Source organism: Maribacter cobaltidurans (assembly GCF_002269385.1).
Lineage (GTDB): Bacteria > Bacteroidota > Bacteroidia > Flavobacteriales > Flavobacteriaceae > Maribacter > Maribacter cobaltidurans.
Map to the genome: position 1 here is coordinate 1,157,489 of NZ_CP022957.1, position 24,788 is coordinate 1,182,276.

Here is a 24,788-nt window from a genome sequence, read left to right on the forward strand (position 1 = left end):
TTAAATTAAGTGTACTAGACACAGAACAATTAGTCAATAACATAATTAATATTATTGAAAGTGCCATCGGTAATTTGAAATACTTCACCAGTGTCTGAATTTTCCACTTCAAATTCAAACGCCCCGGAAATTATCTGTTCCTGTTTATCAATCATATCTATTCTTAAAAATCCCGAGCTACCGTCCGTATCAAAATCAAAATTTTCACCCCCAGTTCCATTGGATGAATATCCACCTGCGAATTGTAGCGCCAATGGGTTGGTTATCGGATTGTTAATCTGAAGGCCTTCCGTGACAAGGTCAAAACTTGTTCCCGCCAAGGAAAAAGCAATAGCTTCACCTTGGGTGATTTCTACACCTAGGTCAATACCGGCAATGGTAAACGTAAAAAAAGCTTCATTTTGAACAAGTTGTGCCGAAATCGTAGATACACCTCTATCTACAGGTACCGCCTCAAAATCATTTCCATTTATTTTCGCTGTAATGAACGAATTTGACAAATTACCATTGTCATCATCGGTTAAGCCAGAATCATCGTCGCTACTACAAGCGGTCAATATCATTGCGAATAGAATTACTAAAAAACGTTTCATATACTTTAGATTTTAAGAATTAAAGATGCTTAATTCATTTTGTATTAGCCATAGAAAATGTATTATCGCTAGTATTTTTTAGCGCATCGTCAGGTTTTAATTGTATTACCGTTTTTAATGAGTATTTTGTTAAGCCAAACCAAACTGTTAATGAAAATACGATTAATCCTTGCCTTACTATGTTTCTACCATCTTGGTTATTCACAACTTAAAGAAGCAGATTCGATTCAGAAACGTATTGAAAATTATGAGGGTATAGATACTACACTAATCAATCTGAGACATAGCTATTCTGCTAAAAAATCAATGTTGACACCTTCCGATACCACTTGGCTGTCCTTCAATAAGAAAACATTGTCTATGGCCGAGGAATTGAATTACACCAAAGGCATACTGTTAGCCAACAATAATATCGGTGTTATCTATCATTACTTTCGTTCAGACCCTTTGACAGCGTTGGATTACTATCAAACAGCATACAACATATCTGAACAAAATCCTTCCTTGGAACGCTATCAATTCTCAATGTTGACCAATATTGGGTTAATACATTATGAACAGGAAGATTATGGCAAAGCTATGCCCACTTTTAGAAAGTTACTAAAATACCCACAAAGAAAGAGCAATACGTTGTCTAACATTGGCAATATCTATGGCCTCCAACAACAAACTGACTCCGCTGTGTATTACTTTAAAGCTTCCATTAACGAGGCGAAGCGAACTGATGATATGATGCAACTGGCAAACGTATACAGTAACTTAGGACTTGTACAGTCGCAGGCTGGACGGTTGGATAAAGGATTAACAAACACAGTTTCAGGTCTTAAAATGATTGATTCTCTAGGTCTTGAAGTGATTAGAGTCCCTGCTTATGTCAATGCCGCAGAAGTCTATATGCTCAGTAACGATTTGAATAAAGCTGAATATTACGCTACTGAAAGCCTTAATGCTGTAAAATCCTTGAATAATCTTTACACGGAAACCAAGTCTTTACAGACCTTGGCAACTATTCAAGAAAAAAAGGGTGACTATGAAAATGCTTTGAAAAATTTTAAAGCTGCCAATATTCTTAATGACAGTTTGGTAAGTGCAGACCGAAAAGTGGAAATTTCCAGAAAGGAAATACAGTACGAGGCTGATAAAAAGGAAGCACTCGCTTTCGCGGAAGCGGAACGCCAACGTACCATCAAAAACATATCGTTGGTGAGTGGAAGCGGTATCGTTTTGGCGTCGTTATTAGCGTTTGTATTCTATCGACGAAAGCAGAAATCGGATACGGTCAAAAAAGAAGCTGAGTTCAATGTCACTGTGGCGGAAGTTGAACTGAAGGCACTTCGAGCGCAAATGAATCCACATTTCATCTTTAACAGCCTGAATTCCATCGGTGATTATATTTTGAATAATGATACTCAAGCGGCAAGCGATTATCTCAGCAAATTCGCACGATTAATGCGAATGACCCTTGAAAACTCGGATAAGCAGCTCATTACTTTGGAAGAGGATATTCAGTTGCTTAACACCTATTTGGCCATCGAGCAAAAACGTTTTGATAAAGCCTTTGAGTTTGAAATTAAGGTTTCTGATGACCTCAATATAGATGAAGTATTATTACCACCAATGTTGCTGCAACCTTTTGTAGAAAATAGCATTGTTCACGGTTTATCCAAATCGGAAAAAGGTGGTAAAATCGTTATTAATTTCCATTCTGAACAGCACAAACTAATAGGTATCGTAGAGGATAACGGTGTAGGACGGACTATGAGCAAGATGAAAATCGAACATCGTAAAAAGAGTTCTATGGGTGTTTCCATCACTCAAAATAGAATCGAGGTGCTGAACAAAACCAAAGGCACTTATGGGTCGGTCAAAATCATAGATAAAAAAGTAGGCACCAAAGTAATCGTATCACTTCCTTTGGTATTGAGCTAATTGGATTTTAGTATCTTGAAGTCCTAAATTTAACCTACTTGAACAAAAATTGCTATGCTAAACACCTTAATTGTTGATGATGAATCTCACTGCATTAAACGTTTATTGTATTTAATCGATAGAAAGCCAGGAATATTTAATGTTATTGCCACCTGTAAAACGGTAGATGAAGCATTAAAGATAGCCCAAGATACCCCCTTGGATTTGGTCTTTTTGGATATTGAAATCGATGACAAAACTGGGTTTGACTTTTTGCGACAGCTTAACCATATTTCCTTTAAGACCATATTCACCACAGCTTTTGACAATTATGCAATTAAGGCTTTTAAGTTCAGTGCTTTTGATTATTTGATGAAGCCCATAGATTTTGACGAATTCAATGAAACTATTGCTCGTTTAAACGAAGAACTACAATCAAAAGGGCACAACAATAGCGTAGAATCATTACTTAAAAATATAGAACAGGAACATCCGAAACTGCTAACAATTCCATCTGTTGAAGGGTTTGAAACTGTCTTGGTAGCGGATATTGTGCATTTGGAAGCGAATGGTAACTATACCTATATTCACACTAAGCATAAAAAACAAATTGTTAGTAAACCAATAAAATTCTATGAAAACCTTTTAGACGAAAAGCTGTTCTTTAAGTGCCATAAATCCCATCTCATCAATATGGAAATGATTAAGACATTTAATAAAGGAAAGCAGGCTTATGTTCAAATGGAAAATGGTAATCAAGTACCGATAGCTACAAGAAGGAAGGATGTGTTTTTAAAAAAATTTTATTGAAGAAATGAAATATAAACTAACTAAAAATAGACCTAACTTCTTCATAAACTCGCCCAAAATTCTCCTCCAAATCAACTTGAGAAAACTGTTTCGATTCTTGCGGTAGCTCCCTTTGAATATTAGCCAATTTAAACTGCACTTTCCTATCCTTTCCATCTGCATATGTTATAAACTCGCCCTGTTTTAATCTAAAGAATACATCTGCTCTAATTTTCGGTATTTCTTTTTCTCCAGTCGTAATACGTGTATCAAAATCGAGATTATGCCCTCGACTTATGCTTTTCGTAGGGTCTTTGATGATTTCAAAAAAGCGCTCATAATATTTAGCCGTGTCTGGGTCATTGACTTTTCCGAAAAACTGATAGGACAAATTACTCAAAATCGCCTTGCTTGCCTTATCCCCATACATCATATCGTTTTGTATTTTGTCCTGCATTACGTAAATCGTAGAAATATTATAGCTCCGAAGTGTCGCAGGAATACGGTGCATATTCAACAATCGAATGGTAGGCGCTTCTTCCATCAAGAGAAATGAAGGCTTACTGTTACGAATACTCATTTGCTTGGTTATAGTGTGAATAATCGTGGCGATGACTGGCGAATAGGATGTTTCATATTTTGGATTGTTCACTACCGAAATGATTGCAGGGTTTTCCTCGCTATTGATATTCAATGGCACTTCGTCTGCGGATAATACCATAAAAATACGTTGTGTACTAATTCGTTTCAGCGCATTCGCCAAAGTGCTTTTAACACCAGCCGTCTGCCTATCCGAATCTTTTCCGCTAATAAAAGCATCTGCCATCGCTCTTGATGTGGTGTTGGTTTCCAGAAATTGGATAAGGCTATCGGTATCGAGCATTTGATAAATGGCAATCAAATGTGGCAGCGTACAGTATTTGGGATAATCGCATTTCAGTTTCCAAATCAATCCACCAATCAAACCTTCAGCTGCATCGTTAAAGAATTTTGTTGTTCCTGTAGTTCCGCTTTCTCTTTGTTCTAAAAGGTTTTCGATTAATACACGTGAGACTTCGTTTACGCTTTCCTCGTTCTCTAAATAGCGTGGCGCAATAGGATTTACCCTATGGATGATTTTATCGAAGGAAATAACCTTAAACGGGATATCGCTATCCTTAAAAAGAGGATAAGCCATTTCAGTCAGTTCAAAATCCTTGTAGTCGTGGATAATTCCGCAAAACCCTTCTTTTTCGAAGTGTTTCAAAAAACCATAGACTACACTTTCTGTCTTTCCACTTCCCGCAGAACCGATTATGGATACACCTCGTTTGATGTTATCCAATTTGAAGTTTCCTTTGGTCGTGGCAAAGTTGACCTGATATTTGGCATTTCCACTTTTAGGGGTGTCCGTTTTATGCAAGAATACATACATTCCTATATTAATTAATATCAGAGGACAAACAAAATAAAGTGCTATTTGCACCAATGGTAATTGTTCATTTAAATAATACACAAAAGCGCCAATCAATAGAAAATTGACGACAAAGGCATATCTGCTAACCCGAAATATTCCATAGAAAACACTACTGGCCAAACCAATAATAAAAAGTACCGTTACGAGATTGTCCATTTGCATAATTTTAAATTAGATTCCGATGGAACTCGATTTGATGGCCACTTCCGTACCACGTCGTAGCCTATTAAAAATTTTCATTGCCAATTGTGCCTGTGTAACAGGAATACTCGGCATCATCGGGATGCCACTTTTTCCCATTATTTTGAACGCCAATGCTTTTTCGTTGGTGGGCAATTTCATTAATGAAGCAAAATAGATTTTCGGATTCTTGATGAAATCCTTTCTTGCCTTATAGGTTTCGGCGAAGTTTCTTCGATAGCCAAAAGTCTGGTCAAAAGTCTTTTCTGCTTTCGTAAAAAATCCATCTCTATCAAATCCTCGTTTTACCGTTTTACCATTTAATTCAACATCGGAAGCTTTGTATTTACTTCCTGGGGACAAGCTGAATTTATTGGAAGCATCCTTACGGCTCACAATTATATGGATATGACTTTGGTTTCCCGCTTTTGGCATTCCTTGTACGATTCGTTTTCCGTTCTGTTGGTGCGGTGCTTCTCTTTCGAGTTTCACAATTTCTTTTTCCAATTTTTTGACATTCCCTTCCGCTCGCCCATCTTGCACATTTCGGATTTCAGTTTTAAGCTGAAGTATTTTTGTGGCATACGGTTGGTTTTCTTTTATCTGAAAGTCCGTGCCTTTGAAGGTTCTTTGATGTTCAATTTTTGCATAGTATTTTATGTCATCGATAGTAATGGGTCGCCCATTGATTTCGCGATTAAATGAAGCCACATAATCCTTCATAATCTCACGGGTATATTTTTGCAAATCTTTACTATGGTTTTGCAACCGTTTCAGTTCGTATTTTGAAGGGCTTACGGTAATAGAATAAAACCGTGGCTCGTGCTTTTCAAGTTTTGCGGTATTGCCATCAATTTCCCTGACCACTTCCTCTGCTGAAATCTCGTCGCCATATTGGTTAAAAAAATGCTCCATATCCTGTTGTTCCAATCCTTGGTTTTCCTTCTCCAGATAGCCAACAAAATCAGCCGAACTTTTAGAATAATTACCTCCTAATTTTTGAGGTGTGATTGTAATGTACATAGCTCAAAAATTTACAGTTGGTTACTTGGATTTTGTTTTTCACGGAAGCGTACTTCCTTTTTTTCTTCGGCATATTTCTTTTCTAAAATCAGCGGTTTTTTGTTTGGCTGTTCTGTCTCAAAAAGGGATTGAATCATTGCGACCGTGGGTTTGGTTTGTGTCTTTTCAACATCACGCATTATAGCGATGACTGCATTGATTCTTTTTAATAGTTTGGCTTCGATGGTTCGCCCTGTCGGACCCAATTTTTCCTTTGGCGATATCTCGTTATAGAAGAAAAAATCAAGGATATTTTCCATTGCTTCGGTATGGGTCTTGAAGTGTGTCTTTGAAAATTCCTGAAAACGTTTGGCAGTTTTCCTTTTGAACCTGATGGTGATGAATGAATCCATTTTCTTTCGCTTTTTTTGTGCATTTGACGTAAATCCATCCCTGTTTACAGGTTGTTCAAGGGCATTTGACGCAAATCGAAGAAATATATATAATCCATTAATTTTCAAGTTATTGAAAATCAATTGGTTATACGCTAAAAGGAATATGTAACGCGGCTCTGCCCGTTACCCTCTTGCTATTCCTTTTCGTCACGCCAAAGCGTGACAAAAATTTCATACAATCTGGCTAAAAAGCCAATTGCCTTTTAGGAATCCGAAAATTCCTATATGTAAAATATAGATGGATACAGCTATCAGCGAAAGTTAAAAATGGGATAACTATATGAATTTATGTGTGCTGAATTTCAGCGAAATAAAGATACGCTTTTTTCTCGACTTGAAATTAATTGCATACAAAAACACCTCCAAAAATTTAGAGGTGCTTGACTATAAAGTTTAGAAAATCAGATGTTAAATACAAACGTATAGGAATATAAATTTCGCAATGCTTCTTCCTCTATCATCGTTTCAAAACAGGTGTAATTTTCTCTTACGTATTTGCGAATATCGTCGCCAAATTTTCGTTCCACATCTTTTTTGGAATCTTCCAAAAGTCGGTTTTGAGCCTCTTCGCTCAAGTCTGTAAAATTGAGATAAACCATAGCTTTAAATTTTAGTATTCGCTTGGTAACATCAGCGTATCATTTACAAAAAATAACCGCAGTTCATCGAGTGGAAAATCGGTTGCCCGATAACCGTGTTTTTCCAAAATATTATCGTTGCCATCTGTATAAATAATTTCAGCTTCGTATCCTGTAAAATCTTGTTTTTCCTCGGACAATCTTTTAAAGTCTATGGTTATAAACTCGCTTCGGTTCATCAGACTTTTTGCAATTACGGACGTGTCCGTAATGAGCCAAAAACAATCTGCTACATTGGCAAGATATTTTAGTCCGTCTGTAAAACGTGTTCTTAATAATGGGATTTGGTAGAACATTTCCGTTCCGTGAAAATGTTGCAATCCTTCTTTGATTTCGTTAACTTGTGCTTTCATTGTTATCTATTTTTATTAGTGGATAATTAAAAAGAGGGCGCAATTTTCGACGAGAACGCCCTCTTTAATTTTTATGGTTACTTACCATTTTTAGACCCGAGCAAAAGAATTTCCCTTGCTACAACTTCGGTATAGTATCGTTTTTCGCCTTCCTTGGTTTCATAAGAGCGTTGTGCCAATTTGCCTTCAATAGCAATTTGTTTTCCTACTACTGCATATTTTTCAATAATTGTAGCGAGTTTTCCCCAAGCCACAACACTATGCCAATGGGTTTCAGATTGTTTTTCGCCTTTTGCATCCTTGTAATTTTCATTTGTAGCCATTGAGAACTGCGCCACAATTTTTCCATTTTCAAGATTTGTAACCTGTGGGTCTTGCCCAATGTTCCCGATTAACTGAACGTGATTTTTAATAGTTTTCATAATAAAAGTTTTAAAGATTATTAATAAAAAAGGGCGCAACTTTCGAGAGGTACGCCCTCTAAAATTTCAATGATTACTTATCATTCTTGCTTCCAAGCAAAAGGATTTCATTTGCTTCGATTTCGGTAACATATCGTTTGATACCCTCTTTGTCCTCGTAGCTTCGGGATTTCAATTTTCCCGTAACACCTACTTCCTTGCCTTTACCTACAAATTTTTCGATAATTTCGGCAGTCTTGCCCCAAGCCACAACGGTATGCCAATTGGTTTCTGTTTGTTTTTCGCCTTTGGCATCCTTGTAATACTCGTTAGTTGCGAGTGAAAAACGGGCTACTTTTTTACCGCTTTCAAGGTTTGTAATGGTTGGTTCTTGTCCAACGTTTCCGATTAACTGTACGTGATTTTTTAAAGTACTCATAATAAAAGATTTAAAGATTAATTAAAATGCTATCCGAACCATTCAGACAGTTTATTGTTATATTTTTTTGAAGTGATTTACTTATTATATCTTGAGCGTTTTCCTTTTTTGTTTTTTTTGGTGTCGCTTCCTTTTTTATGTTTTTGTAAGATTTCATAAGTTTTATTTTAGATTTACTTCCCATAGCGCCCTCGCTGTTACCTTTTTTTGTTGCTGATACAGTTTCAAGATTTTGAATTGATAAGGACTTATAAAAAGTGAAGCGCAGCGTAATGGTTTATGCAGTCTGTTCAAGTTCAAAATGTTGGTATTTTGCTGGCAAAAAAAGGTTAGGGCAGCGAGGGTGCGGAAGTATTTCTAAAGACTTTGTGAAGTACAATAACATTGGAAGTGGCACCAAATGATTAAATGGAATTCCGATTTGGCGGACGCTATTCACGATTTTGGCTTGGAAATGTAGTGTTCCTTCCCAGAGAATCGGGAAGGGTTAACGGAATGGAAAGTCGAAATTGGGGATTGTGTTCAAGATATTTGTAGTGAAGCTCTTTTCCCGAAATGTAGCTTTTCGCGAAATGCAGGGGAATGTGCTGAACAATTATGAAAATGGATTGTCCTTATGCAGTAGGGTTTAAAGCGGGGCTGAACTTCAAAGATGGAGATTGGGAATGAAGTGTTTCCCGATTTTTTTCGGGATTAACGTAATGGAAATCGGAATCTTTGGAGTTTTGTCCAAGACCTTTACAGGAAGCTCTTTTCCCGAAATGTAGCTTTTCGCGGAATGTAGGGGAATGTGCTGAACGGGTTAAGAAAATTGAATTCGATAAAAGGTCAATATTACTTTTGTGAGTAGTTAGCTCATTCTACAAAAAGTTCTTCGTGATTTTCAGATTAAACATTATTTAATAGTACTTGGTAGTAAAGGGGATGCTTTTCTCTGTAGTAAGCTAAATGACTCTCCGCACTTTCAATGGTGTAATTTTCACTACTCAATTGATAATGTTCTTCTGCTTCTTGCAATGAAATGTCGGATTTTACAGCTGTATTTTTCATAATGTTAAAATTTTTGGTTAAACAATATTTGAGCAGAAACCAAACGGAAGCTAAAATCTTGGCTCAAAAGGAAACGGAATAAATAAGCTTAGGATGTTGCGTTGGCTTTATGCCGTAGTCTTTTGATGGGTGTATTTTACGAGTTTACCTTTGCGTTAACTATTGATTGATAACCCCTTCCTTGTAAATACATCTTTTAAAAAACTATCATAAAAAAGAAGAAGGGCCAGCACGAATGCCGACCCTTCTTCAAACAACAAAAGCTAATCGTTGAGTTCTTCAATTTGCTTTTCAAGAACTGTGATGCGCTCTTTCAAACGTTCCTCACGTTTGTCTCTCTTCTCGGCATATTCCTTTTCTATGCCGGCAATCTTGGATTTGTAATATCCTTGCATTGCGTTGTAGAATGAAATGTTCGTCAGATTATTGACGTGATTGCTTTCGCCAAAATGCACTTGCTTTGTGAGCATATAGCGTATCAACTTGTGAAAGATTTCTTTTTTGAACTTCTTCTTGAAATTCTCAACCATTTCAACTTTGGTCATCTTTGAAGTGTCGCCCAAGAACTTTGAGAAATACTTTTGTTGGCTCATATAGTCCACATTGTTCTCAAATAGCGATATCGAGAATGCCACCATTTCATCTGTTGAAAGTGTCTTCTTGGTATCAATGTATTTCGTCTCACGAATCATTTCTACAACTTCTTCAAACTGCTTGTTGTTCTCTATTTGCTTCTTCCGGATTTCCCTTTCGTTGATTTTTACGATTTGTTCTTCAGGCGTACAATCTGCCATTTTTCTGTTGGCCAATGGTGCCGAATATTCCGTAGAATCGTTCTTTGATTTTTCAACAATCTTTACAAAAATTTCTTTGTGCTGGAATGAATCGGGATGGAACACAATACCGTTTTTAAATCCATCTTCTTTTGCTGAATTGAATTTTTCCAATGCTTCTTTATAATTCTGCATTGCTTCATCCAATTCTGCTTTTAATTCATCTTCAGAATAATCGTAATGCTGATATTCTTTCTGAATAGCCTCGATTGTTGGCTCAATCGGATTCTCTATAATTTCAACATCGTCCAATAGATAGACTTTCAATCCGTTCTTTTCCAATTGGGATATAATGAGCTGATTGTTTTCGTCATCTACCCAATACTGTTGTATTTCAGGGACTAAAAGGATATTCTCTTTTTTGGATTTTTCAATCAGGTTCAAAAGCGATTTGCTTTTCTTCGTTTCAAAACAGGCTGCTTTTGTACAGACCATTTTTCCTTCGCCGAAAAGATTGCCTTGATTTGCTGCATTGAAAGGACATTCTACACAAGACCCAACTTTTGGAACCAATTTTTTGTCATATATATCAAAAGATACTTTTTCCAAATCGTAGGTCTGGTCTTTAATCATCCTGTTTATCTGATGCGCATTAAAATCCTCGCCCATCGTTTCCAACATCATCTGCTGTTCTTCCGGTTCAAAGAGCGCGACACCTACACCCAAGGAAATGGTCATTTCGCCATTACGGACAAAGTGTTTAAAGCCTTCTATCAAACCTGCCAGTTTTAGTCGTTGTCTGATAAAGTTACCCGTTCTTCCCAATCGCTTCGCTATTTCGGTAGGCGCATATTTCTCATTTAGGTAAGTAATCGCCTCAGCTTCTTCGGTAGGCTCAACATTTTGTCTTTGCAGATTTTCGATGATTTGCACTTCCAGAACATCATTGTTCTCATAAGTCCTCACGATACAGGGTACAGTCTTCTTTCCTGCTAATTTACTTGCGCGATATCGGCGTTCGCCCATCACGATGACATAATGGCCATTTAGTTGCCTTACCGTGATTGGCTGCAACACACCGTGCTTTTCGATACTCTCAGAAAGCTGCTTTAACGCATCCTCGTTAAAGGTCTTTCTTGGTTGCTTTGGGTCAGGCTTGATTTTGCCCAATGGTAAGTTCTGAATTTGAAGTACGGATGATTTCTTTCCGTTTACTTCTTTCTTGGCAGTAGATTTCGCTCTACTGCGCTTCTTTGTGGTACTCGCTTTTGTTGTCATAATACTCAAATTTTTGATTAAACAATATTTGAGCAGAAACCAAACGAAAGATAAAATCTTGGCTCAAAAGGAAACGGAATAAATGAGTAGGGGAACAAGCGGTGGCTTTATGCCGTAGTCTTTTGATGGAAGTATTTTACGAGTTTACCTTGCGTGTATATTGTATGATAATAAACCTCCCTTACGAAGAAATAAGGTTGTGATTTGGCAGAATCTATTATCTTATTTGGTAATTCATAAAGATAAATGACAAATGAAACGATTTAATATCAATAAGAATGTTGTCTTCAAAATAGCAAAATGTTGTACCTATGTTGTACCTGACATTTTTTACGACTGTTTTTTTAATGAAAAAAGCCGAAGATTTCTCTTCGGCTTTTGTACGGGCGGGGAGACTCGAACTCCCACACCTCGCGGCATCAGATCCTAAGTCTGACGTGTCTACCAATTCCACCACGCCCGCATTTTAATATTTTAACGTTTTTTATTTCGCTATGTCCTAAGTCTAGCGTGTCTACCAATTCCACCACGCCTGCATTTCCGTTAAAACGGGCTGCAAATATAAAGCAAAATTTCAATTCTCTAAATTTTCATGTATTTATATTTATGGTTTTTCGAAGGTCAGATTTAACATCCCCACCTATTGTTCCACTTTACACCTAAAAATTTACAATGGATGTTTCAATCTTTAAACTCGAGCTTTTTGTATTTTTAAGTAGTTTATCCAAAAAATATAAATGAAAAACGTTAAAGAATACATCGCCAATCACAAAGACCGCTTTCTTACAGAACTCATTGAACTCCTAAAAATTCCCTCCATTAGTGCCGATTCGGCCTTTTCCCAAGATGTACTTGATACAGCAGATGCCGTAAAGCTGGCCTTGGAAAATGCTGGATGTCACAACGTGGAAATACACGAAACCGATGGTTACCCCATAGTTTATGGTGAAAAGATTATTGATGAAAATCTTCCTACCGTTCTGGTTTATGGACATTATGACGTACAACCCCCGGACCCAATGGATTTATGGAATTCTCCCCCATTTGAACCGGTAATCAAGAAAACGGAACTTCATCCTGAAGGTGCAATTTTTGCAAGAGGAGCCTGTGATGACAAGGGTCAAATGTACATGCATGTTAAGGCATTGGAATTCATGGTTAAAACTGACCAATTACCCTGCAATGTCAAATTTATGATCGAAGGCGAAGAAGAAGTGGGCAGTAATAATCTGGCCACCTATGTTTCGGAGAACAGGGAAAAACTGAAAAATGACGTCATATTAATTTCCGATACGGGAATGATCGCCAACGATATACCCTCTATCACCACGGGACTTCGAGGTTTAAGTTATGTGGAAGTCGAGGTAACTGGACCCAATCGAGATCTTCATTCCGGATTGTATGGAGGTGCCGTAGCCAATCCCATTAATGTTTTGGCCAAGATGATTGCCAGCCTTCATGATGAAGACAACCACATCACCATTCCAGGATTTTATGACAAAGTAGAACAGCTTTCGGAAGCGGAGCGTGCCGAAATGGCAAAAGCACCTTTTTCCTTGGAAGCATATCAAAAATCATTGGACATTGAATCCGTGTACGGCGAAAAAGGCTATACGACCAACGAAAGAAACTCCATAAGACCCACGTTGGATGTCAACGGTATTTGGGGAGGTTATACGGGCGAAGGTGCCAAAACGGTCATCGCCAGTAAGGCCTATGCAAAAATTTCCATGCGTCTGGTACCCAATCAAGATTGGAGGGAAATTACGGAACTGTTCAAAAATCATTTTGAATCCATAGCCCCAAAAGGTGTCAGGGTGAAGGTAAAACCGCACCACGGTGGCCAAGGCTACGTTACCCCAATAGATACCGATGGCTATCAAGCAGCTTCCAAGGCCTATGAGACCACCTTTGGAAAAAAACCGATTCCACAACGAAGCGGGGGTAGCATTCCTATTGTTTCCCTGTTTGAAAAGGAGCTGGATAGTAAGACCATTTTAATGGGATTTGGGCTGGACAGTGATGCCATTCATTCCCCAAACGAACACTTCGGTGTTTGGAACTATTTAAAAGGCATCGAAACCATACCCTATTTCTTTGAATACTTTGCTGAAAGCAAGCAGTAGTTTAATTTTTAATACTGGATTATGAAAATTTCAGAGAACGGTTCAAAAGCATTACCCATCCTAGCGGTCCTATTCTTTATATGCAGTGTTCATGTAGGTTTATCTCAAGAAGAGTCCTACGCATTATCCGAGGATTCAAAACCTCAGCCCAATGTACCCAAAGGAACCGTTACCAAACATATTTTTAAAAGCGACCTGTTTGAAGGAACCACTAGGGAATATTATGTATATGTGCCGCAGCAGTATAGGAAAGACCAACCGGCGGCCTTAATGATATTTCAGGACGGACATGCCTACGTAAAGGAAGATGGCGACTTTAAGACGCCGATCGTATTCGACAACCTCATCCATAAAAAAGAGATGCCCGTGACCATTGGTATTTTTATCAATCCCGGACATCAATCCTCGGAACTGCCCGAAAATCCTTTTAGGGCCAGTAACCGAAGTTGGGAGTACGATGAATTAAGTGATCTTTACTCCCGATTTTTAATCGAGGAAATTATTCCCGAAGTAGCAAAGAACTACAATCTAACCTCCGACCCAAAAATGCGTGCCATTTGCGGACTTTCTTCAGGTGGCATTTGTGCATTTACCGCAGCTTGGGAGCGGCCTGATTATTTTTATAGGGTGTTGAGCCATATTGGAAGTTTTACGAATATTCGTGGTGGTCATAACTATCCATCTATGATCAGAAGGCATGCAAAGAGAAATATTAAAGTCTACTTGCAAGATGGTTCCGGGGATTTGAACAATCAATATGGTAATTGGTGGTTGGCCAATCAACAAATGGCATCTTCCCTAGAATTTAGGGATTATGATTACATTTTTGTAAAAGGAACGGGTGGGCACAACGGAAAACATGGAGGAGCTATATTTCCGGAGGCCTTAAAATGGTTATGGAAGGACTGAAAAATTCCAAATATACCAGAATATGAAACAGGCAGTTAGTTTTCTTGTACTGATAATAAGTTTTTACTCCCATTCACAAGTTATTAATGCATCGGGAGATTATCTAGTGAAATTGGGAAATGAAGACCATCTGATTGAATATTCTCTCACGTTAAGTGGCGATGGCTCTTTCACTTTCCATTCGTATTCCAACAACCAAAAAGGAATACCACCGACTGTTCACACTTACGGAAAAGGAAAGTGGACTTCCGATAAGGACATTGTTTCTTTTTATTCCGATAAACAGGATATGGACGAAAAATTCAGCCTAAATTTTACGGGAACAAAGGCCCGTTTCATATCAAAATCGGCACGTGACAAAACAGACCGTGAAATTAAAACCCGATTAAAATTTTATAAATCGGACATATTCTGGATCAAAGGAATGGAAATATTTAAAATGTGATGTCCAAAAGTAAGGTTAGACCTTCTTCACATATTTTGTGATGATTACGATTTGCTGACCATCTACTTTGCCCTCAATATATTCGGCATTTTCATGGTCCAAGGAAATCCTGCGAACCGCCGTTCCCTGTTTGGCTACCATACTGGACCCCTTTACTTTTAGGTCCTTGATTAATACAACGGAGTCTCCATTCTCCAAAATAGCTCCATTGGCATCTCTATGTATGATTTTATCAGCATCTGAAATTCCTTCTCCAGTGGCCTTCGCCCATTCCAAGGTTTCGTCTTCCAGGTACATCATGTCCAATAGGTCTTGGGGCCAACCCTCGGATTTTAATCTAGATAACATTCTCCATGACAATACCTTTACGGCATCATATTCACTCCACATGCTATCGTTAAGACAACGCCAATGGTTGGAATCGGTCGTATCAGGATTTTCGATTTGACCAATACAGGTAGTGCATGCCAGCACGCTCCCATCAAAACCTCCGGTCGAGACAGGTGGCACTTCATAAACTTCAAGATTATCCTTTGCTCCGCAGAGTTCGCAAACATGGCCGCTCCTATTTTGTAAATCCTCCAATAACCCCATAAAATTCATTTTTTAGGAAAGCAAACATACTGCTTTACGATTATAAATTCTTTTATCAGGTCAAAAAAACAAACTCTACATTTGTAGAATATAATTTTTTATTCTATGTTTGTAGAACACACTCTAAAAATGTAGAAGATGCAGCTATCAAAATCCGAAGAGGAACTCATGAACATAGTATGGAAATTAAAAAAGGCTTTCATGAAAGATTTGTTGGACGCCTATCCAGAACCCAAACCGGCCACTACCACGGTAGCTACACTTTTGAAACGCATGACGGATAAAGGTTTTGTGGCTTACAATAGTATAGGAAGAAGCAGGGAATATTATCCTTTAGTGAAGAAAAAAGACTATTTCTCCAAACATGTAAATGGGTTGATCAAGAATTTCTTTAACGATAGTCCGGGACAATTCGCCTCCTTTTTTACCCAAGAAACAAATTTGAGTAAAGCCGAATTGGAGGAATTGAAAAAATTAATAGACAACGAAATAAAAAAGAAGTAATGATACTCGCCTTTCTCTTAAAATCGACCGCATGCTTGGCCATTTTTCTGGCCTTTTACAAACTTGTTTTGGAAAAGGAAAGCATTCATACTTTTAAGCGATTTTTCCTGCTTGGAGCCTTGATTACCTCCTTTGTAATTCCCAACATTGTATTTACGGAGTACGTTGAAGTAACACCAGGTACCGAAATAAGCATCCCTCAGGTGACCGAAGGTTTACAAGCCATGAACACCGAGACTGTGGCTCCAAAGGCATCATTTTTAGATTGGAATGTAATTGTATGGAGCATTTATGGCATTGGGGTTATCATTTTTGGATTTCGATTTATAAGGCATCTGCTCCAAATTTGGTCCCGGATTCGACTGAACCCCAAATTGAAGGAGAACCTTATCACCCGGGTACTCCTAAGACAGTCAGTCGCACCACACACCTTTTTCAACTATATCTTTTTGAACAAAAAAGAATTCGAGGAAAAAAATATCCCCATAGAAGTACTGCTACATGAAGAAACCCATGCCAAACAAAGACATAGCTTGGATGTAATTTTAGTTGAAATGGTTCAAGTGTTATTTTGGTTCAACCCCCTTATTTATTTTTTAAAGTCCTCCATAAAGCTTAATCATGAATTTTTGGCAGATAATGCTGTCGTAAACAGCAATATAAGCATACCCAAATACCAACATCTTTTACTTTCCTTTTTATCAAAGGCAAGTGAAAATCACCATTCATCCATCAAAATAGCGAACGCTATAGTTTATTCATCAACCCGTGCTGAGCGAAGTCGAAGCATCAAAAAACGTTTTACAGTCATGAAAACAAAAACATCAAAAAAATCGATTGTTCTAAGAAGCTTTTTGCTTCTCCCCTTAACCACCATTCTATTATTTGGATTTAGTGAAAAAAAGGAAATTCCTATTAGCGAAAAAGCAGCCTTAGAGACAACGTTGAAATCAAAAAATAACGTTGATTACAGTCCTTGGTCGGCTACAAAGGACGAATTATTAAAATTCAATGCTCTTGCCAAAAAGTACAATGCCATTCCGGTTGAAAAAAGAAAAATACCCATGGATGATCTCAAAACTCTGGAAACCATCTATGGTAAAATGAACGAGGCACAGAAAAAGGTAGCACAACCATTTCCAGAATGTCTGCCCCAAAATCAAAAAAGGGTGGATTTCATAGAAATCAATATCAACAACAACGGTCAATTATTGGTTCAGGATGATTTGATACGTTTGGAGGATTTAAAAACTTATCTATCCAAACTTAATGAACATCTTTCCTTTGACGACCGAAAAAAAGTAGTGCGTTCCATTATTAAAGTCGACACCAAAACCCCAAAGGAGGTCATCCAAAAAGTAGATAAAATCCTAACAGAATATGGTTCCGCTACCATCAATATTATTGGTCCGGAGGAATCGATACAAATCCGTCAACAGCAAAGTGCCACCCGTGAGGAAATGAAAGAATACAATACACTGGCGAAGAAGTATAATGAAATGGACCGCAATCAGATGTATATCAAAAAGAGTGAAGTATCCCGATTAAAAGTGATTTATGGGAAGATGTCAAAAAAACAACGGGCAGATGCAGAACCTTTTCCAGATTTCCCACCCCTACCTCCTACTCCAGATGCACCAAAACCTCCCAAAAATGCTTCGGATACGGATTATGCAGCGAACCAAATAGAAGCCATAATTGAGAAACAGGACCCTTATGATGTAGTCGGGGGGAACATAGGTGTAACACAGCCAAAACAACCAGAGCCTGTATTACCTCCAACATATATCAATGAAACTAATCCCAATCTGCCTCCTACTCCGCCAAAGCCCAAATCTCCACTAGTTCTCATTAAGGAAATGGCTGAAAAAGGTGCGACTTTTACACATAATGGCAAGAAAATATCCGCTGAAAAAGCCATTGAAGTCATCAAAAAAAACAACAAAATAAACATAGATGTTAGGGGCAACAGCGGAAAAGAACCCATTGTAAAACTATCAACGGCACCCATACAAATAGAAGACTAGAAAGAAATTAATATTGAATAATGTTAAAAGCCCCTTAATCGGGGCTTTTTATGTAACAATCTTTTACAAATAGCGTTCTAACAGGTAAGGCTTTAATCAATCAAAAAACAAATCAACATGCTTCAAGACTTTTTTATCCTCTGTTCCGGGGCGGATTCCGAAATTTTAAAAACCTGTTCCAAAGGAGAGCAGAACAAATATGCCGGTATTGGCGCAACCGTTTTTTTTACGGCCGTCATGGCCTTTATTGCCAGTAGTTACGCCCTATATACCGTTTTTGATAGTGTTTATGCGGCGGTTTTCTTTGGGCTTATTTGGGGGCTTTTAATTTTTAACCTGGACCGATTCATCGTTTCCACCATTAAAAAGCGTAATAATTTTTCACAGGAATTGCTACAGGCCACTCCCCGTATTTTATTGGCCATCATTATTGCAGTGGTCATTTCCAAACCTCTGGAGATGAAGATTTTTGAAAAAGAAATCAACCAGGTGCTTTTGGAGCAGAAAAATGAATTGACCTTGGCCAACAAGGAACAATTGGCATTGCAGTACACACCAAAAGTGGAACAATTGAATCAGGATATCGCAACCTTAAAATCGGAAATTGCCACCCAAGAAGCCGAAACAAATGCGCTCTACGATGTTTACATCACCGAGGCAGAAGGAACCGCCGGAACCGGACTCCTAGGGAAAGGTCCCGTATACAAGGAGAAACGTGAAAAACACGATGCGGCATTAGCGGAACTACAGGAATTAAAGGTTACCAATGGTGAAAAAATAAAGACGTTGGAATCCCAAATTGCTACCTTGGATACCGAGTACGCCGAGGTAGTAAAAAACTCCCAACCTATTATTGATGGATTTGACGGCCTCATGGCCCGAATTACCGCTTTAGGGAAGCTTCCTTGGTTCCCCTCCTTCTTTATTTTCCTTCTTTTTCTAGCCATTGAAACCTCTCCTATTATTGCAAAACTATTGGCCCCTAAAGGGGAGTACGATATAAAATTGGAGGAACAAGAAAGTATTCTTAGCTCATGGGTAGCTCAAAAAGTGGCTCAAAGACAACTGATAGTTTCTACGGATGGAGAAATCAATCAGAAAATCTATGAGGATCTAAAAGGTGAAGAGGAACTTTACGGTTACAAAAAGCAGAAAGCCGAAGAACTGTTACGACTACAGGCGGATAAATTTCATGAAGTTCAGGTAAAAAACTTGTAGCTAAGGCAATTTAAATTCCGGGTTGTAGATAAGGCCTATAATATTGCCCCAAGGGTCCTTGACTGAGGCTGCCATAATTTTCCCGCCTACGTAGTTAGGAGCTTCATATAAGGTAGCTCCAAGCCCTAGGAGTCGGTCGAATTCCGACTGAATATCCGCTACACCCCAAAGTGCCGTTACACTTTCCGTTTTATCGGTTGTGGGTTGCTCTTCCGGTTGCAAACCCAGTTCATATCCCTTAATATTGAACCCTACATAGAAAGGTTCATCGAAATAGGGTTCTGTTTTGAATGCCTTGGTGTACCAAGATTTGGCTTCTTCAATACTTCCAACTTTATAAATTTCGGTTCTAAGTCCCAACATAACCCTCATTTAGCGCATTGAAATTAGCCAAAATCACCTAAATGAAATAGAAACAATTCTTAATAGTGCAAAAGAGACACTCTTTATAGCAAATCAGCATCGCACTATTAAAATAACGGGGTATTTTTGTAAAGTTATGAGTAGCTTGAAGGAAAGAAAGCAAAGAAAGAGAAGAATTTATAACCTGGTCATTGTTGTTTCCTTGATTATTGTCATCGCCACAGCACTTTTGGTAAACGCCGAATAATAAGACCTTGGTCGAATTGCCAATCTATCTCTTTTCTTTAGGAATGTATGAAAATCAAAACATGGAACCGAAAGCGGATATTGAAAACGGCGGGAAAGTTTTTTCTAGCCCTAATTCTGCTATTCTTTATTTTGGTCTTGGTTATCAGGACACCTTGGGCACAGAATATTATCGTGACCAAGATTACCGACTTTATTTCGAATAAAACAGGTACAAAAGTGGAAGTGGAGCATGTCTTCATAACATTTTCAGGGGCCATCAAGACAGAAGGTGTTTTCTTGGAGGACAAACAGGGCGATACGCTGCTCTACTCCAAAGAACTTCAGATGGATTTACCCATCTACCCACTACTCTTTAAAAATGAATTGTCCATTGACGATGTGTACGCCACTGGACTCATTGCGAACATCAGTAGGACCAAAAATCCCAATGGCTTCAATTTTTCATTTCTGATGGAAGCATTCGCAACCTCAAAGGATACCACTACCACTACAAAACCCATGTCCATATCATTGGGCGATTTTTATTTAAAAGACTGGAAAGTTCGCTACGAAGATGCTTATTTGGGGACAAAATTGGACGTATCCCTTGGAAACCTAGAGACACAAATAGATGTTTTTAATCTGGAAGATATGACCTTTTCCGTGGACGGATTTAGGTTGACCGATAGCCAAATAACCTATCATCAAACCCATGATTTTCCTGAATCCAATGACTCCACTACCACCCCGATGCCTATCATTGATTTGGGTAATTTCGAAATAAAAAAAGTGAAAGTGTCGTACGATTCCCAACCTGATGGAATTAAATCCCAAATGCAACTCAACGATATTGGATTGATTGATGGGTTTATAGACCTATCCAAAAACAGGTACGAGGCAAAAGATATTCGACTAAAGGACTCCAACATACATTTAGCATTAAATCAACCTGTGGACACCGTTGCCATACAAAAAGAAAACACTCCATTTGAGTGGCCCCAACTGGAAGTTTCCCTGAATAGTGTTAATCTTGAGTCGAACTCCTTTACTTTTTCCCGAAACGGCGCCGTACAAAATGATACCTTGTTCAACCCCGATGCCTTTGCAATAAACGATTTGCAGCTAAAAGCTGAAAATGCAAGTTACAATCCTAAAAATGTACATCTGGGAGTAGAAAACCTTTCGTTCACAGAGTCAACCGGAATCAACCTAAAACAATTGCAGTTTGAAACGGGTCTAACGGATAAAAAAGCCTTCATCTCCAATTTAAACATACAATTGAACCAAAGTAAGGCCCGTGCCAATGTATCTACAGAATATACTTCTCTGGATGGAGCCATGAAGAATCCAGCGGACAGCAATCTGGAAGTTACCCTTACGGAACTCAAACTGGAACCCACTGATTTTATCAGATGGATACCCCAATTACAAAAAAACACCTATCTGGATTCTCTTTCGAAACATCCCATTACCGGAAGCCTAAAAGCCAAGGGGAGCTTGAAAAAAGTAGAGGACTTTGATACTGAACTTAATTGGGGCCCCAATACCCTTATAACCATGGAGGGAGTTCTTTCAAATCTCACCCAACCCGAAGCCTTTATCTTTAATTTGAACAATATTGATATAATATCAACAAAAAAAGACCTTGAAAAGTTTATATTGTCCAAAAACCTACCTGTTAAGATTCCAGACAATCTATCACTCAACGGAACGGCGCAAGGAACCATGGATTCCTTTGAGACACATTTGGCCTTGGTAATTCCAGAAGGTAAAATACACATGGATGCCACTGCAGATCTCGGTTTCCAAAAACAATTCAAGGCACAAGTGAGCACGGATAGTCTGCAATTGGGAACATTGTTGCAAAACCAAAACCTTGGAACCGTTTCCCTTCAAGTCGAAGGTTCAGGCTCAGGTTCGGAACTTTCCAACATGAATGCCCAAATTAATGGCGAGATTTCCCAATTTCAACTCAATGCATACAATTATAAGGATCTTAAACTTTCTGGAACATTAAAAAATGGTTCAGGGGATATATCCTTAAATGTGCACGACAAAAACCTCAATTTTAAATCGAATACCTTTATTGATTTAACCTCGGAAGTGAACAACATCAAGTTTACGTCTAACATAATAGGTGCGGACCTTCGGGAACTAGGTTTTACCAAAAACGATATAAAAATTGCCGCTGACATAAACGGATCCTATTCGGGCATCTCCAATAATTTCAATATACAGACATCCATTAACAATGGCATAGCGGTGACAGGTAATGAACAATACCAAATTTCCCCAATAATTCTAAATACCCATGTTGAGGATTCCATTACGGATGCAACCCTTGAAAGTGGTTTTTTAAATGGAAAACTCTACTCCAATGCATCCCCCAACAGAATCAATAAGGCCTTGAAAAGGCAATTGGAAAACTACTTTACAGCGGAAGGCAAGGCTGGTGATTTAGATTTGGACGATGTTAAAGCGGAATTAAAATTGGCCCTTATTCCTACTCCCATCCTTTCAAAAGTATTTTTTGACGGCGTCGAAGATTTGGACTCGTTAAATATTGATGCCCATTTTGATGCCCGTTCAAAGCAAATAAGCGGTGAACTCTTTATCCCCAAATTTTCCTATGCCGGCAGTATCGTAGATAGTCTTGATGTTAACGTACTTGGTGATTCTTTAAATCTTGAATTTTCCGCAGGTCTTTCCAGTTTTGAGTACCAACCACTTCACTTAAAAAAAACATATTTAACAGGAAACCTGCAAAACAAGGAATTGGTATTGGATTTTAATTCTGTGAACGACACCACCCAGATAATGCATATCAACTCCGAACTTGTATTTAAAAAAGACACCCTGACCCTCCATGTCTCGCCCAAAAACCTTTTTTTGAACAAAAACCCATGGCAAGTACCAGAGGATAACAAAATAGTTATGGCAGAATCCTATACGGATTTTCAAAATCTGGTCCTTTCTAGAAACAACCAGACGCTTCAAGTTTCCACGAAGATTCCTAAAATGAAGAGCGACCATATAGGAATCATTTTTGAAAACTTTCAATTGCAGTCCTTTTTAAGCCTTTTGAATCCTGACGAACCCATTGTCAAGGGTAAAGTAAAGGGTAATTTTGTAATACTTAACCCGTATGAAGCATCCGGTTTGGTATCGGAATTGGATATTTCAGAATTTCGACTCATGGGAACCCCCTTGGGTACCTTAAGCCTAAATGCCTCCTCCAAATCCTTGAACAACTACGATTTTGATCTGATATTAAAAGATGGGGGTGCAGATCTGAGGCTTACCGGAGATTACGTGGCCAAACAAAATGATGCCGATTTAAACTTGGAACTGGACATTCAAAAATTTCAAACTAGCATCATACAGGGCTTTCTTAAGGATCAAATTTCAAATCCGTCTGGGTATATCTCCGGCAGTATGCTGGTCAATGGTACGCTTAGTAATCCCGCCTACTCCGGCAGGTTAAATTTCAATGATGTAGGTCTTACTTTATCCGCCTTTAAAACAAATATGAAAATTAATGGCCAGACCCTGGATCTTAATGAGGAAGCTCTAACTTTTGATAGTTTTAGCATACTGGACGGTGATAGGGGGAACTTGGTTTTGGACGGGACTATACTTACGGAAAATATGTTTAAACCAAGTTTTGACCTCACCATAAAAGCAAATAAATTCACGGCTTTGGATTCCAAAAAAGGAGATAACGATTTGGTATATGGCAAGGCCATAGTCAACACTGATCTGGAAGTGACGGGAAATATTGAATTACCGGTGATTAACGGTAGTCTTAGTATTGGTGATGCAACGGACCTGACCTATTTGGTTCCCCAAACACAATACGAAATACAAGAAAGGGAAGGGGTCGTGATTTTTGTAAACCGGGAAAATCCCGATGCCATATTGACACGAACCACCGGTGAAACGACCAGTTCAATCTTTGCCGGTATGGATATAAATACTACATTGAAAATTTCGGATGAAGCCACATTTACAATCGTCTTGGATGAAAAAACGCAGGATAAACTACAAGCCTCCGGTAATGCGACTTTAAACCTCAATATTGATCCAAATCAGGATATACGATTATCGGGAAGACTAGAGCTAAATTCTGGATTCTACAGAACAAGCCTTTATAATCTGGTAAGCCGGGAATTTAAGATTAACGAAGGAAGTAGCGTGGTATGGACCGGTGACCCCTATAATGCGAAACTGGACGTTACGGCCATCTATGAAATTGAAACCTCGGCTGCTCCCCTTATGTCTTCTATAAGCTTTGGGCAGGATACCGGGATTTCAGGGCAATACCAAAGATCGTCCACCTTTTTGGTGTATCTAAATGTGGGAGGTGAAATTACAACACCGGAACTATCCTTTGCATTGGACATGCCCGAGAATGCACAGGGAACCTACGGCGGAGCGGTTTATGGCCGCATACAACAGTTGAACGAGCAAGAATCAGAACTCAACAAACAGGTATTTTCCCTACTCGCCTTGAACCGATTCTATCCCACCTCAGGAAGTGATGGAAGTAGTGGTGGTGCTGTGGCCTTGGCACGAAACAACGTAAATAAAGTACTATCTGGCGAACTCAACTCCATCTCCAATAAGCTTTTGGGGAATAGTGGTTTTGAACTGGATTTTGATCTGGACAGCTTTCAAGAGAATCAGGGCAACAGTTATCAAAATAGAACCCAATTGAATATCAATGCAAGCAAGAAACTCTTCAATGACCGCTTGATCGTTACCGCGGGTAGTGCTGTGGACGTGGAGGGAAGTGCTTCCAATTCCGATACCGCTACGCCCCTCATTGGAAACGTAACCTTGGAGTATCTATTGACAGAGGAAGGAACCTATCGCCTAAAAGGGTTTAGAAGACAGGAATATCAAAATATCATTGATGGACAACTCATTGTTACGGGACTTGCCTTCATTTTTGATCGAGAGTTCAATAAATTCAGTCAGTTGTTCAATCCAATAAAAAATACGGCCAAAACAGGGGACAGCCCTAAAAAAGGAAAAGACAAACCATGAACCTGAAACC

At 38.6% G+C, this 24,788-nt stretch carries 21 protein-coding genes and 1 tRNA gene; 9 read left to right on the forward strand and 13 right to left on the reverse strand.

Features of this window, described 5'->3' with window-relative positions; translation table 11 throughout:
• Positions 1-29: 29 nt before the first annotated feature.
• Entirely contained in the window at positions 30-593 is a 564-nt protein-coding gene (locus CJ263_RS04975; protein ID WP_158657086.1) for a hypothetical protein, read from the reverse strand.
• A gap of 150 nt (positions 594-743) precedes the next feature.
• Between CJ263_RS04975 and CJ263_RS04980 the strand changes: the two genes are divergently transcribed.
• The gene (locus CJ263_RS04980; RefSeq protein WP_158657087.1) at positions 744-2,522 is read left to right on the forward strand and encodes a tetratricopeptide repeat-containing sensor histidine kinase; all 1,779 of its coding nucleotides are present in this window, start codon (positions 744-746) and stop codon (positions 2,520-2,522) included.
• 54 nt (positions 2,523-2,576) lie between these two features.
• The gene (locus tag CJ263_RS04985) at positions 2,577-3,311 is read left to right on the forward strand and encodes a LytR/AlgR family response regulator transcription factor (protein WP_094996247.1); all 735 of its coding nucleotides are present in this window, start codon (positions 2,577-2,579) and stop codon (positions 3,309-3,311) included.
• 16 nt (positions 3,312-3,327) lie between these two features.
• Here the strand turns inward: CJ263_RS04985 and CJ263_RS04990 are convergent, their stop codons facing one another.
• The 10 genes from CJ263_RS04990 to CJ263_RS05030 all read right to left on the reverse strand — a co-directional run bounded on the left by CJ263_RS04990 (position 3,328) and on the right by CJ263_RS05030 (position 11,778).
• Positions 3,328-4,908: a type IV secretory system conjugative DNA transfer family protein gene (locus CJ263_RS04990; protein ID WP_094996248.1), complete on the reverse strand. Its 1,581-nt coding sequence runs from the start codon at positions 4,906-4,908 to the stop codon at positions 3,328-3,330.
• Between the two features lie 9 nt (positions 4,909-4,917).
• A complete protein-coding gene (gene mobB / locus CJ263_RS04995) occupies positions 4,918-5,949 on the reverse strand; it encodes a MobB family relaxase (RefSeq protein ID WP_094996249.1) in 1,032 nt (343 codons plus the stop codon).
• 11 nt (positions 5,950-5,960) lie between these two features.
• On the reverse strand, positions 5,961-6,341 hold the full coding sequence (locus CJ263_RS05000; protein WP_008610923.1) for a BfmA/BtgA family mobilization protein: 381 nt from the start codon (positions 6,339-6,341) through the stop codon (positions 5,961-5,963).
• A 443-nt stretch (positions 6,342-6,784) separates the two neighbouring features.
• Complete coding sequence (locus CJ263_RS05005) at positions 6,785-6,982, reverse strand: hypothetical protein (protein WP_008610764.1); 198 nt, start codon at positions 6,980-6,982, stop codon at positions 6,785-6,787.
• 11 nt (positions 6,983-6,993) lie between these two features.
• Entirely contained in the window at positions 6,994-7,374 is a 381-nt protein-coding gene (locus CJ263_RS05010; RefSeq protein ID WP_094996250.1) for a DUF6876 family protein, read from the reverse strand.
• Positions 7,375-7,451: 77 nt separating this feature from the next.
• Positions 7,452-7,796, reverse strand: coding sequence for a single-stranded DNA-binding protein (locus CJ263_RS05015; RefSeq protein WP_094996251.1), 345 nt, complete (start codon positions 7,794-7,796; stop codon positions 7,452-7,454).
• 73 nt (positions 7,797-7,869) lie between these two features.
• The gene (locus tag CJ263_RS05020; protein WP_008610761.1) at positions 7,870-8,214 is read right to left on the reverse strand and encodes a single-stranded DNA-binding protein; all 345 of its coding nucleotides are present in this window, start codon (positions 8,212-8,214) and stop codon (positions 7,870-7,872) included.
• An 888-nt stretch (positions 8,215-9,102) separates the two neighbouring features.
• A complete protein-coding gene (locus CJ263_RS20870) occupies positions 9,103-9,264 on the reverse strand; it encodes a hypothetical protein (RefSeq protein ID WP_158657088.1) in 162 nt (53 codons plus the stop codon).
• Between the two features lie 263 nt (positions 9,265-9,527).
• Complete coding sequence (locus CJ263_RS05025; protein ID WP_094996252.1) at positions 9,528-11,315, reverse strand: ParB/RepB/Spo0J family partition protein; 1,788 nt, start codon at positions 11,313-11,315, stop codon at positions 9,528-9,530.
• Positions 11,316-11,696: 381 nt separating this feature from the next.
• Positions 11,697-11,778: transfer RNA gene (locus CJ263_RS05030), tRNA-Leu, on the reverse strand.
• A 274-nt stretch (positions 11,779-12,052) separates the two neighbouring features.
• Here CJ263_RS05030 and CJ263_RS05035 point away from each other — a divergent pair.
• Genes CJ263_RS05035 through CJ263_RS05045 form a run of 3 tightly spaced genes read left to right on the forward strand, consistent with a single transcriptional unit; the run spans position 12,053 to position 14,795 of the window.
• Complete coding sequence (locus CJ263_RS05035; RefSeq protein ID WP_094996253.1) at positions 12,053-13,441, forward strand: dipeptidase; 1,389 nt, start codon at positions 12,053-12,055, stop codon at positions 13,439-13,441.
• Positions 13,442-13,462: 21 nt separating this feature from the next.
• Positions 13,463-14,350: an alpha/beta hydrolase gene (locus CJ263_RS05040; protein ID WP_094996254.1), complete on the forward strand. Its 888-nt coding sequence runs from the start codon at positions 13,463-13,465 to the stop codon at positions 14,348-14,350.
• A 22-nt stretch (positions 14,351-14,372) separates the two neighbouring features.
• Entirely contained in the window at positions 14,373-14,795 is a 423-nt protein-coding gene (locus CJ263_RS05045) for a hypothetical protein (RefSeq protein ID WP_094996255.1), read from the forward strand.
• Between the two features lie 15 nt (positions 14,796-14,810).
• On the opposite strand, the gene CJ263_RS05050 is transcribed toward CJ263_RS05045, so the two are convergent.
• Complete coding sequence (locus CJ263_RS05050) at positions 14,811-15,389, reverse strand: PhnA domain-containing protein (RefSeq protein ID WP_094999121.1); 579 nt, start codon at positions 15,387-15,389, stop codon at positions 14,811-14,813.
• A gap of 138 nt (positions 15,390-15,527) precedes the next feature.
• On the opposite strand from CJ263_RS05050, the gene CJ263_RS05055 reads away from it, so the two are divergent.
• The 3 genes from CJ263_RS05055 (at position 15,528) to CJ263_RS05065 (ending at position 19,138) form a co-directional block, all read left to right on the forward strand.
• On the forward strand, positions 15,528-15,893 hold the full coding sequence (locus CJ263_RS05055; protein WP_094996256.1) for a BlaI/MecI/CopY family transcriptional regulator: 366 nt from the start codon (positions 15,528-15,530) through the stop codon (positions 15,891-15,893).
• Positions 15,893-17,920, forward strand: a complete 2,028-nt coding sequence (locus tag CJ263_RS05060) for a M56 family metallopeptidase (protein WP_094996257.1) — start codon at positions 15,893-15,895, stop codon at positions 17,918-17,920. Before CJ263_RS05055 ends, CJ263_RS05060 begins: the two co-directional genes overlap by 1 nt.
• Before the next feature lie 117 nt (positions 17,921-18,037).
• The gene (locus tag CJ263_RS05065) at positions 18,038-19,138 is read left to right on the forward strand and encodes a DUF4407 domain-containing protein (protein ID WP_094996258.1); all 1,101 of its coding nucleotides are present in this window, start codon (positions 18,038-18,040) and stop codon (positions 19,136-19,138) included.
• On the opposite strand, the gene CJ263_RS05070 is transcribed toward CJ263_RS05065, so the two are convergent.
• Positions 19,139-19,501 (reverse strand): VOC family protein, encoded by a 363-nt coding sequence (locus CJ263_RS05070; protein WP_094996259.1) that lies wholly within the window; start codon positions 19,499-19,501, stop codon positions 19,139-19,141. It abuts the gene before it with no gap.
• 294 nt (positions 19,502-19,795) lie between these two features.
• Here CJ263_RS05070 and CJ263_RS05075 point away from each other — a divergent pair, with 294 nt between their 5' ends.
• Positions 19,796-24,778, forward strand: coding sequence for a translocation/assembly module TamB domain-containing protein (locus CJ263_RS05075; protein ID WP_094996260.1), 4,983 nt, complete (start codon positions 19,796-19,798; stop codon positions 24,776-24,778).
• Positions 24,779-24,788: the final 10 nt, after the last annotated feature.